Genomic DNA, 12,386 nt, shown 5'->3' with positions numbered 1-12,386 from the left:
GGGCGTTCATCATCTGCTCCGTCACTCTCGCGCTACAGGTCGGACTGGCCGTTGAGCGCGGCCCGGACCAGGTCTGCCACTGCCATCGAGTCGATGGACTCGTCCGTCGTGTCGTTCTGTGCCGGGGTGCTCGCGCCCCGGCCCGCCAGCTGGAGCAGTGGCTCCAGTACGCCGATGTCCCGCAGTCGCTCCAGCGGCACCGAGGCCAGCAGGGCTCGGATCTCCGCCTCGTCGCCGTCCGTCCCGGCATCGCCCTCGGGGATGAGCTGTCCGAGTACGTGCTCGGCGAGGGAGGTCGGGGTGGGGTGGTCGAAGACGAGGGTGGCGGGGAGGCTGAGGCCGGTGGCGCTGTTCATCTGGTTGCGCAGTTCCACGGCTCCGAGCGAGTCGACCCCGAGGTCCCGGAAGGACCGTTCCGCGCCGACCGCTTCCCTGTCCGGGTAGCTGAGGACCCGGGCGGCCTGGGTGCGGACCAGGTCCACGACGGATTCGAGGCGCCGGTTCGCCGACATGGCCGCGAGCCGGTACCGCAGACCGCCCTCCGCCTCGGTGTCCGAGGGTGCCGCGGCGGCCGCCATGCGGTCGTAGCCGGGGAGTTCGCGGAGCAGGGGGCTCGGCCGCGCCGTGCCGAAGGCGGCGACGAAGCGGTCCAGGGAGACCTCCGCGACGACTGCGGTCGGATCGGGCTCCATGACCAGCCGGAGCATCGTCTCGCAGGCCAGTGCGGGGGCCATGGCGCCGACCCCGGTGCGTGCCGCGGCCTCTTCGGCCCCGGTTCCCTCTGCCATGCCGCCACCGTCCCAGGCTCCCCAGGCGACCGCGGTCGCCGGGAGGTCCTGGGCCCTGCGCCGTTCGGCGAGAGCGTCCAGGACCGAGTTGGCCGCCGCGTAGTTGCCCTGGCCGAGGTTGCCCACGGCCGCCGAGGCGGAGGAGAAGAGGACGAACGCCGTGAGGTCCGCTCCACGGGTCAGTTCGTCGAGCAGGAGGGCCGGGGCGACCTTCGATCGGAACACCGCCTCGAACCGCTCCGGAGTGAGCCGGTCGAGCACTCCGTCGTCCAGGACTCCGGCCGCGTGGACCACCCCGGTGAGCGGGTGCTCCGCCGGTATGCCGGCGAGGACGGCGGCCAGTTGGTCCCGGTCGGCGGCGTCGCAGGCGGCGACGGTGACCGAGGTGCCCAGGGCGTCCAGGTCGGCCCGCAGGCGTTGTGCCGCCGGCGCGGCGGGGCCGCTGCGGCTGAGCAGCACCAGGTGCTGGACTCCGTCCTTGGCGAGCCGGCGGGCGACGTGCCCGCCGAGGGCGCCGGTACCGCCGGTGATCAGCACGGTGCCGTTCGGGGCCCAGGTGCGGGCGGGCCGCTTTCCGGGGGCCCGCACGAGGCGCCGGGCGAGGACCGCCGAGGTGCGCACCGCGATCTGGTCCTCACCGTCGAGGCCGGCGAGTGCTCCGGCGAAGCCGGCGGCTGCCCGCTCGTCGAGCGTTGCGGGAAGGTCGATCAGACCGCCCCAGCGCTCCGGGTACTCCAGTGCGGCGACCCTGCCGAGCCCCCATACGGCGGCCTGCAGAGGGCTCCGGACGGTGTCCGCGCGGTTCGTGGCGACGGCTTCCCGGGTGACGCACCACAGGGGCGCGCCGATCCTCGCGTCGCCGAGCGCCTGGAGCAGTACGGCGGTGAGGGCGGTCCCCTCGGGCACGCTGCCCCGGGCGCTCTCCCTCAGCGCGAGGAGGGACAGGACCCCGGTCAATCGGGTGCCTTCCGCGGCGCGGGTGCTCAGTTCCGCGGCCAGTGCGGCCCGGTCGGCTCCCTGCACGGCCAGGCGTACGACGTCGGTGTCCAGGGCGTCGAGTACGGCGGACACCCAGGGGTCCTCGGCCAGTTCGGCCGGTACCACGGCCAGCCAGGTGCCGGTGAGGACCTTCCGGTTGGCGGTCGCTCCGCCGGCCAGGGCCTTCCAGACGACGCGGTGGCGCCACTCCTCCATGACCGACTCGTCGTGCTGCCGGCCGCGCCAGTCCATCAGGGCGGGCAGCACCTTCGACAGGGCGTCCGACTCGACGTCGAGGGTGGACTCCAGCGAGGCGAAGTCCTCCTGCGCCACCGCACTCCAGAACGCCTGGTCCGTCGTGGCGGTCTCCGGGGGCGCGTCGGCGGGGGTGACGCCCGGCATGACGTCCGGCCAGAACCTTCCGCGCTGGAAGGCGTAGGTCGGCAGGTCCAGCCACCGGGCTCCGGTGCCCGCGAAGAACCGCCGCCAGTCCACGGGCACGCCCTGGACGTGCAGTCGGGCGAGCGCGGCGACGAGGGTGGTCTCCTCGTCGCGGTCCTTGCGCAGGACCGGGACGGTGACGGTCCCCTCGGACGCGCTCTCCTGGGCCATCGCGGACAGCACGCCGTCCGGGCCGAGTTCCAGGAACGTGGTCACACCGCGGTCGGCGAGCGTGCGTACGCCGTCGGCGAAGCGGACGGCCTCGCGGACATGGCGTACCCAGTAGCCGGGCGTGCACAGTTCCTCGGCCTGTGCCGGTCCGCCCGTCAGGTTGGAGACGACCGTGATGCGCGGCGCCGCGTAGGTCAGGCTCTCGGCGACCGAGCGGAACGCTTCGAGCATCGGCTCCATGAGCGGTGAGTGGAAGGCGTGGGAGACGCGCAGCCGGCTCGTGCGGCGTCCCTGGTCGGCCAGGCGGGCCGCGACGTTGTGGACGGCCTGTTCGGTGCCGGAGACCACCACCGAGGAGGGGCCGTTGACGGCGGCGACGGACACGTCGTCGGAGAGCAGCGGCAGGACTTCGTCCTCCGTGGCCTCCACGGCTGCCATCGCACCGCCGGGCGGCAGCGCCTGCATCAGGGAGGCGCGCGCCGTCACCAGGCGGGCGGCGTCCTCCAGGGAGAACACTCCCGCCGCGTGGGCGGCGGCGATCTCACCGATCGAGTGGCCCGCCAGGAAGTCGGGCTTCACCCCCCACGATTCGACCAGTCGGAACAGCGCCACCTCGACGGCGAACAGGGCGGGCTGGGCGAAGCCCGTCTCGTTCAGCGTCTCGGCGTCGTCGCCCCACATCACGTCGCGCAGCGAACGGCCCGACCGCGCGTCCAGCAGGTCCAGCACCGAGTCCAGTGCCTGTGCGAACACCGGGAACCGGTCGTAGAGCTCACGGCCCATGCCCAGGCGCTGGGAGCCCTGCCCGGAGAAGAGGAACGCCCGCTTGCCCGCGCGTTCCACCTGGTGCTCGACCAGGCCGGCGGCGGTGCCGCCCGCGGCCAGTGCGGTGAGTGCGCCGGTCAGCCCGTCACGGTCGGTGGCCGTCACGGCGGCCCGGTGGTCGAAGACCGTGCGGGTGGTGGCGAGCGAGTAGGCGAGATCGGTCAGCGGGATGCCCCTGTCCTCGGTCACCCTGGTGAGCAGGCGGCGGGCCTGACCGCGCAGGGCGCCCGCGGACTTGCCGGACAGCAGGACCGGGAGGGCCCTGGGCTCGCGGAGCGGCTCGCCGGGGGCGGTGGCCGCCGGCTCCGGTTCGGCGGGCGGCGCCTGTTCCAGGATGACGTGGGCGTTCGTACCGCTGGCGCCGAAGGAGGAGACGCCCGCCCGGCGTGCGCGGTCCGATGCGGGCCAGGCGACGGGCTCGGTGAGCAACCGGACGTGTCCGGCCGTCCAGTCGACCTGGGAGGTCGGCGTCTCGGCGTACAGCGACCTCGGCAGGGTGCCGTGGCGCATGGCCATCACCATCTTGATCACCCCGGCGACGCCGGAGGCGGCCTGGGTGTGTCCGATGTTGGTCTTCAGCGAACCGAGCAGCACCGGGCGGTCGGAGTCCCGGTCCTGGCCGTAGGTGGCCAGCAGCGCCTGGGCCTCGATCGGGTCGCCGAGTCTGGTGCCCGTGCCGTGGGCCTCGACCGCGTCCACGTCGGTCGTCCGCAGGCCGGAGTTGGCGAGCGCCTGCCGGATCACCCGCTGCTGCGCGGGTCCGCTGGGCGCCGTCAGCCCGTTGGAGGCGCCGTCCTGGTTGATCGCGGAGCCCCGCAGGACCGCCAGGACGTGGTGGCCGTTACGCCGGGCGTCGGAGAGACGCTCGACGACGAGCATGCCCACGCCTTCGGACCAGCCGGTACCGTCCGCGCCCTCCGAGAACGCTTTGCAGCGGCCGTCGGTGGAGAGCGCGCCCTGAGCGCTGAACTCGACGAAGCCCGCCGGGGTGGCCATGACCGTCACGCCGCCGGCCAGGGCGATCGAGCACTCGCCGGAGCGCAGTGCCTGGGCCGCCAGGTGCAGCGCGACCAGGGACGAGGAGCACGCGGTGTCGACGGAGACGGTGGGCCCCTGAAGACCGAGGGAGTACGCGATCCGGCCGGAGAGGAGGCTCGCGGACTGGGCGGTCTCCCACTGCCCGGCCTCGGCCGGCGGACGGTAGTCACCGCTGCCGCCGCCGACATAGACGCCGGTGGTGCTTCCCTTCAGGGTCGCCGCGTCGATGCCCGCCCGCTCCAGTGCCTCCCAGGCCGCTTCCAGCACGATGCGCTGCTGCGGGTCCATCACGATGGCCTCGCGCGGCGAGATGCCGAACACGGCGGGGTCGAAGTCGGCGGCGTCGTAGAGGAATCCGCCGTTTCCGGTGGTGCTGCGGCCACGGCCGCCCTCCGGCGGCCCGCCGAGCAGGGTGTCGAGGTCCCAGCCCCGGTCGGTGGGGAACGCGCCCACGGCGTCGGTCTCGTCCATGACGAGCTGCCACAGCTCCTCGGGCGATCCGACACCGCCCGGGTAGCGGCAGGCCATGCCGACGATGACGACGGGGTCGTCGTCGACCGGTGCGGTGGCGATGACAGGGGTTGCGGCGTCGGGGAGTTCGCCGAGCAGCAGGGTCCGCAGGTGGTGGGCCAGCTCGGCCGGGGTCGGGTGGTCGAAGACCAGAGTGGCGGGCAGCGGGACGCCGGTGGCCGCGGTGAGCTGGTTGCGCAGGTCGACGGCGGTCAGGGAGTCGAAGCCGAGGTCGCGGAAGGGGAGGTCGGGTTCGACGAGGCCGGTGTCCGTGTGCCCCAGGACCACGGCCGACTTGGCGGTGACCAGGGCCAGCAGGGCTTCGCCCCGTTCGGCCTCGGGCAGGGCGAGCGTCTGCTGCCGGTAGGCGTCGGCGGCGGACCGCTCCTCGCCCCGGTCCCGTCCGGCCCTCTCCAGGGCCTCGCGGGCTTCCGGCAGTGCGTTCAGGAGGGCGGTGCGGCGGGCTTCGGCGAGGGCGGGGGCGAAGGTCTCCCACCGCACGTCGGCGATGGTGACGGCGGCCCCGCCGTCGGCGACGGCCCTGCCGAGCGCGGCGAGCGCCGTGTCCGTGTCGAGGACGGGCAGGCCGTTCATCCGCAGGTGCGCGGCCGTGGAGTCGTCGGCCAGGTCCGCCCACGCCCCCCAGGAGACGGCGAGGGCGGTGGCCCCCCGGTCGCGGCGCCGGCGGGCGAGGGCGTCGAGGTACGCGCCGAGTGCGGCGGGCTCCTGCTGGCCCCTCACGCCCCAGGTGGCGGCGATCGTGCCGCAGAGGACGAAGGCGTCGAGCGGCCGGTCCCCGAGCACGGCGTCGAGCTGGACGGCTCCGGCGAGCGCGGCGGTGAGCTGCGTGGTCGTCGCGCCGAGGACGTCCGGCTCCTCCGCGTGGACCACCGCGGTCAGCGGCGCGTCCTCGGGGAGCGCGCCGAGCAGCGCGGTCAGCGCGGCACCGTCGGACACGTCGCACAGGGCCAGGGTCGTTCCGGCACCGAGCCGGTGCAGTTCGGCTTCGAGCGTCACGGCCCCGTCGAGGTCCGAGGCGTGCCGGGCGGTCAGTACGAGGTGCCGGGCACCCTCCCGGGCCAGCCGGCGGGCGATCAGTCCGCCCATGGTCCCCGTGCCCCCGGTGACGAGCACCGTGCCGGTGGGCCGCCAGACGTCTCCGGCCGGGTTGGCGGCCGTGGCGGTCGGGCGGGCCAGCCGCCGTCCGTGGACGCCGGTGGCGCGGACCGCGATCTGGTCCTCGCCGTCGGGGCGTTCGCCGCCCGCCAGGGCTGCGGCGAAGGCCGTGCCCGTACGGTCGTCGACCGTGCCGGGGAGGTCGAGCAGCCCGCCCCAGCGGTCGGGGTGCTCCAGCGCCGCGACCCGGCCCTGGCCCCATACGGCAGCCTGCCCGGCGCTCAGCAGCGGTTCGCCGGCGGTGGAGACGGCGCCCCGGGTGACGCACCACAGCGGCGCGCCGACGCCCGCGTCGGCCAGAGCCGGGAGCAGCGTCCGGGGCCAGGCGTGGTCCGGGGGCAGGGCGGTGGCGTCCGCGGTGGCGGCGAGCAGCGACACGACTCCGGTGAAGGCGGCTTTGTCCCGGTCGGCGCACGCCGTGGCGAGCGGGCCGGCCAGGTCGCCGTCCACGGACACGCGTACGGCGTCGTCGCCCAGGGCCGCGGCGGCCGCGGTCACCCACGGGGGCGTGTCACCGGCCGGCAGGAGCACCAGCCACCTGCCCGCCTCCCCGGTCGCCGCCCGTGCGGGCAGCGGGGTCCAGGTCTCGTGGTAGCGCCAGGCGGCGCCCGCGGACTGCTCACCGCGGCGGCGGCGCCAGGCGGACAGGGCGGGCACCATCGCGGTGACGGTGTCGCCGTCCAGGCCGAGCGAGGAGGCCAGCGTCTCGACGTCCTCGTGCTCCACGGCGGACCAGAACGCGGTCTCCGCCGGGTCGGGGGCCCCGGCGGCGTCGAGCGCCGCGGGCTCGGGCCAGTAGCGCTCGCGCTGGAAGGCGTACGTGGGCAGTTCGACCCGGCGTGCGCCCAGGCCCGCGAAGAAGGCGGACCAGTCCGGTCCCGCGCCGTGGACGTGCAGGGCGGCGAGCGCGGCGACGAGGGCCGCTTCCTCGCCCTGGTCCTTGCGCAGGAGCGGCACGACCGCGGGCGCGGGTTCCACGCCGTCCAGGCTCTGCTGCGCCATCGCGCAGAGCACCCCGTCGGGGCCGAGCTCGACGAACGTACCGACTCCCGCGTCCCTCAGGGTGCGCACCCCGTCGGCGAACCGTACGGCTTCGCGTACGTGGCGCACCCAGTAGGCCGCAGAGCGCAGTTCGCCGCTCGTCGCGAGGGCGCCGGTGAGGTTGGAGACCACGGTGATGCGGGGCTCGTCGTAGGTGATGCTCTCGGCGACGCGGGCGAAATCCGCGAGCATCGGGTCCATCAGCGGCGAATGGAAGGCGTGCGAGACCCGCAGCCGTGTGGTGCGGCGGCCGTCGGCGTCGAACAGTTCGGTGAGTTCGTCGACCGCGTCCTGCGCTCCGGCGACGACCAGGGAGCGCGGGCCGTTGACCGCGGCGATGGACACGCCGGCGTCCAGCAGCGGGGCCACCTCGTCCTCGGTGGCCTGGAGCGCGACCATCGCGCCGCCCTGCGGGAGCGCCTGCATCAGCGTGGCGCGTGCCGCGACCAGCCTGCAGGCGTCCGCCAGGGAGAACACGCCCGCCACGTGGGCGGCGGCGATCTCACCGATCGAGTGCCCGGCCACGAAGTCCGGTGTCAGTCCCCACGACTCGGCGAGCCGGAAGAGGGCCACCTCTGTCGCGAAGAGTGCGGGCTGCGTCCATCCGGTCTCGTCCAGCAGCTCGGACTCGAAGGTGCCGGGGAGGGCGAACAGCACTTCCTTGAGCGGGTATTCGAGTTCGGTGTCCAGATGGGCGAGGACGGAGTCCAGCGCTTCGGCGTAGACGGGGAAGCGCTCGTACAGTTCGCGGCCCATGGCGCCGCGCTGGCTGCCCTGGCCGGAGAAGAGGAACGCGGTCCTGCCGGGGGTGCGGTTCGCGGTGCCGCGCGCGCTCTCCCGTACGCCGTCCGCGTCGGCCAGCAGCACCGCGCGGTGCGGGAAGACCGTGCGGTCCCCGGCGAGCGAGCGGCCTATGTCCAGCGGGGACAGGTCGGTGCGGCGGGCGGCGAAGGAGGTGAGCCGCTCGATCTGGTCCTGGAGCGCCTCTCGGCTCCTGCCCGACACGGTCCACGGCACGACGGCCGGGGTGGGGTGCTCGGTGGTCTCCTCCTCCGGCGCCTGCGCGACGGGCGGTGCCTGCTCGACGATGACGTGCGCGTTGGTGCCGCTCACACCGAACGCCGAGACTCCGGCGCGGCGCGGACGGCCGGTGTCCGGCCAGGCCGTCGGCTCGGTCAGCAGCTCCACCGCTCCGGCGCTCCAGTCCACGTGGGCGGACGGGGTGCCGATGTGCAGGGACGCGGGCAGTGCGCCGTGCCTCATCGCCATGAGCATCTTGATGACGCCCGCGACGCCCGCGGCGGCCTGGGTGTGCCCGATGTTCGACTTGACGGTGCCGAGCAGCAGGGGCCGCTCGCGGTCCTGGCCGTAGGTGGAGAGCAGGGCCGTGGCCTCGATGGGGTCGCCGAGGGTGGTGCCGGTGCCGTGGGCCTCGACGGCGTCGATGTCGGCGGCGGTCAGTCCGGCGTCTGCGAGCGCCTGGCGGATCACCCTCTGCTGGGAGGGGCCGTTGGGGGCGGTGAGTCCGTTGGACGCGCCGTCCTGGTTGACGGCGGTCGAACGGATGATGCCGCGGACCTCGTGTCCGTTGCGTACGGCGTCGGAGAGCCGTTCGAGCACGAGGATGCCGACGCCTTCGGACCATGCGGTGCCGTCGGCGCTGTCGGAGAACGCCTTGCAGCGGCCGTCGGGGGCCAGTCCGCCCTGGGTGGAGAACTCGACGAAGGAGTCGGGGCTCGACATCACGGAGACGCCGCCCGCGATCACCAGGCTGCACTCACCGGCGCTCAGCGCCTTGCCCGCCCAGTCCATCGCGACCAGGGAGGAGGAGCAGGCGGTGTCGACGGTGACGGCCGGTCCTTCCAGGCCGAGGGCGTAGGAGAGGCGGCCGGACATGACACTGGCGGTGTTGCCGGTGGCCACGTAGCCCTGGACGTCGGAGAGGGACCGGCGCAGGAGGGTGGGGTAGTCCTGTCCGTTGGTGCCGACGAAGACGCCGGTGGTGGAGCCGCGCAGTGCGGTGGGGTCGATCCCGGCGCGCTCCAGCGCCTCCCAGGCGGCCTCCAGCAGCAGGCGCTGCTGCGGGTCCATGGCCAGTGCCTCGCGCGGTGAGATGCCGAAGAAGTGGGCGTCGAAGTCGGCGACCCCGGTGAGGAATCCGCCTTCGAGGGTGTCCGAGGCGCCCGCTCCGAGGGCCTCGATGTCCCATCCCCGGTCGTCGGGGAAGCGGGTGATGCCGTCCCTGCCCTCTTCGAGCATCTGCCACAGCTCCTCGGGCGAGGACACCCCGCCGGGGAAGCGGCAGCTCATGCCGACGACGGCGATCGGGTCGTCGTCCAGGGGCCGGCCGGCGGCCACCGGCGCGGCGGCGGCCTGTTCGGGCAGCGAGCCGAGGAGTTCGTCGAGCAGGTGGTCCGCCATGTCGCGCGGGGTCGGGCGGTCGTAGACGAGGGAGACGGGCAGGCTGAGCCCGGTCGCGGCGACCAGTGCGTTGCGCAGTTCGAGCGTGGTGAGCGAGTCGAAGCCCAGGTCGCGGAAGGCCCGGTCCTCCTCGATCGCCGCGGCGTCGCTGTGCCCGAGCACGGCGGCCACCTGGGTGCGCAGCAGGTCGAGGACGAAGGCGGCGCGGTCGGCGTCGGGGAGTTCGGCGAGCCGCCGCCGCAGCTCCGGTTCGCCTCCGGTGGCCGTGGCGGGGCCCCCGGACCGCTGCTGCCGTACCTCCGGCAGGTCATCGATGAGCGGCAGCGGGCGGGCGGTGGCGAAGGCGGGGACGAAGCGGTCCCAGTCGATGTCGGCGAGCGCCAGCGCGGTGTCGTCCTGTTCGATCGCCCGCAGCAGGGCCCGTACGGCGGGTTCGGGCGCGAGCGGCTCGAAGCCGCCGCGTCGGACGCGGGTCTCGATCTCGGCCGCGTCGGCGACCATGCCGGATCCGGACCAGGGGCCCCAGGCGACGGAGAGCGCGGTCAGCCCGCTCGCCCGCCGGTATTCGGCGAGGGCGTCCAGGTAGGCGTTGGCCGCCGCGTAGTTGCCCTGGCCCGCGGCGCCGAAGACGCCGGCGGTGGAGGAGAAGAGGACGAACGCGGACAGCGGCAGGTGGGCCGTCAGTTCGTGCAGGTGCCGCGCGGAGGCGACCTTGGCGTCGAGGACGGACCGGAAGCTGTCCGCGGTGAGTGTGTCGACCACGCCGTCCTCGACGATTCCCGCGGTGTGGATGACGGCGTTGAGCGGGGCGTCCTCGGGGACGGAGTCGAGCAGCGCGGTGAGCGCGTCGCGATCGGCGACGTCGCAGGCGGCGACGGTGACACGGGCTCCGAGCCCGGTCAGTTCGGTCCGCAGCGCGTCCGCGCCGGGGGCGTTCGCCCCGCGCCGGCTGACGAGCAGCAGGTGCTCGGCTCCGGCCCGGGCGAGACCACGGGCGACGTGTCCGCCGAGGCCGCCGGTACCGCCGGTGATCAGGGTGGTGCCCGAAGGGTCGAAGGGCTTCGCGGTGGAACGGTCGACGGGGCTGTGGGCGAGTCGGCGCACGAACACGCCGGAGGCGCGTACGGCCGTCTCGGTCTCGCCCGTCGCGGCGGTGAGCACTCCGCGCAGCCTGCGCCCGGCGTGCGCGTCGAGCTGCTCGGGCAGGTCGACGCAGCCGCCCCAGCGGCCGGGCTGTTCGAGGGCGACGACACGTCCGAGGCCCCATACGGCGGCCTGGTCGAGGCCGACGACCGGCTCGGAGCGGCCCACGGAGACCGCGCCACGGGTGACGGCCCACAGGGGTGCGTCGATCCCGCAGTCGCCGAGCGCCTGTACGGCGACGGCGGTCAGGAGGAGGGAGTCCGGCACTCCGGTGCGGGCGGCGCTCTCGCAGCCTGCGAGGCCGAGCAGTGACAGCACCCCGGCGAACTCGCCGTGCTCGGCACGGAGTTGCCCGAGCCGTTCGGCGAGGGCGGCCCGGTCGGAGCCGGTGACCTCGCAGGTCACGGTCGTTGTGGCCAGGGCGGCGATCACGTCGGCGGACCCTTCGGCGTCCTCCCCCGAAGTCGGCGCCAGGACGAGCCAGAGGCCGCTCAGCGTGCTGGGTGCCGTAGAGGCGGCCTGCGGTTTCCAGACGACCCGGTAGCGCCAGGCGTCCACCGCCGACTCCTCGTCGCGGCGGCGGCGCCAGGCGGACAGCGCGGGCACCATCGCGGTGACGGTCGTGTCGTCCAGGCCCAGCGAGGCGGTCAGTTCGCCGACGTCGGCGCGCTCCACCGCCGACCAGAACTCGGAGTCGGCCGGGTTCGAGGCCGTGGTGGCGGCGAGCGCGGCGGGCTCGGGCCAGTACCGCTCGCGCTGGAAGGCGTAGGTGGGCAGGGCGATCCGGCGGGCGCCGGAGTCCGCGAAGTACGCGTCCCAGTCGACGTCCACGCCCTGGGCGTACGCGCCGGCGACCGCGGTGGCGACCGTCCGCTCCTCGGGCCGGCCCGCGCGCAGCAGCGGGAGCAGCGCGGTGCGGGGCGCGTCGGTCAGGCTCTCCCGGGCCATGCCGCTGAGCACGCCGTCCGGACCGAGTTCGATGAAGGTGCGGACCCCGCCCTGGGCCGACAGCCAGTTGATGCCGTCGGCGAAGCGGACGGCCCGGCGCACGTGCTGGACCCAGTACTCGGGGGTGCACACCTGGTCGTCGGCGGCGAGCGAACCGGTGAGGCCCGAGACGAGCGGGGTGACCGGGGGGTGGTAGGCGACGTTCCGCGCGACGCGGGCGAAGTCGTCGAGCATGCCGTCCATGAGCGGGGAGTGGAAGGCGTGGCTCACCTTGAGCCGCTTGGTCCTGCGGCCCTGGGCCCCGATCGTCGCGGCGATGTCCAGGACGGTGTCCTCGACACCCGCGACGACGACCGAGAGGGGCCCGTTGACGGCGGCGACGGACACCTCGTCCTCAAGTCCCTCCAGCAGCGGCAGGATCTCGTCCTCGGCGGCTTCCAGGGAGATCATCGCTCCGCCCTCGGGCAGCGCCTGCATCAGCCGGCCTCGCGCCGCCACCAGGGCACAGGCGTCCTCCAGGGAGAACACGCCTGCCACGTGGGCGGCGGCGAGCTCGCCGACGGAGTGTCCGGCCAGGTGGTCGGGGGTGATGCCCCAGGAGGCGAGGAGCCGGAACAGCGCCACCTCGACGGCGAACAGGGCGGGCTGCGCGTAGGCGGTGCGGTCGAGCAGGGCCGCCTCGGGCGACCCCTCGGCGGAGAACAGGAGCTCGCGCAGCGGCCGGTCCAGCTCGCCGTCCATCCGGGCGAGCACGGCGTCGAGCGCGTCGGCGAAGACGGGGAACCGCTCGTACAGTTCGCGGCCCGTGCCCGGCCGCTGGCTGCCCTGACCGGTGAACAGGAACGCGGTGCGGCCGCGGCCCGTGCCGCCCTGGACCGTGCCGGGGCCGGTCAGCCCGTCGCGCAG

At 74.5% G+C, this 12,386-nt stretch carries 1 protein-coding gene (running past one end of the window); it reads right to left on the bottom strand.

The window, feature by feature from the left end:
- Positions 1-32: 32 nt before the first annotated feature.
- Positions 33-12,386: the end of a type I polyketide synthase gene (locus tag AMK21_RS09705; protein WP_073876239.1), read on the bottom strand. 16,107 nt of this gene lie beyond the right edge of the window; the window shows 12,354 of its 28,461 coding nt (coding positions 16,108-28,461); its start codon lies beyond the right edge, outside the window — the gene reads right to left on this strand; the stop codon is at positions 33-35.

Origin of the sequence: Streptomyces sp. CB00316 (assembly GCF_001905595.1) — a bacterium.
Classification (GTDB): domain Bacteria; phylum Actinomycetota; class Actinomycetes; order Streptomycetales; family Streptomycetaceae; genus Streptomyces.
The sequence above is the reverse complement of the archived record's forward strand: the minus strand, read 5'-3'. Positions and strand labels throughout refer to the sequence as shown.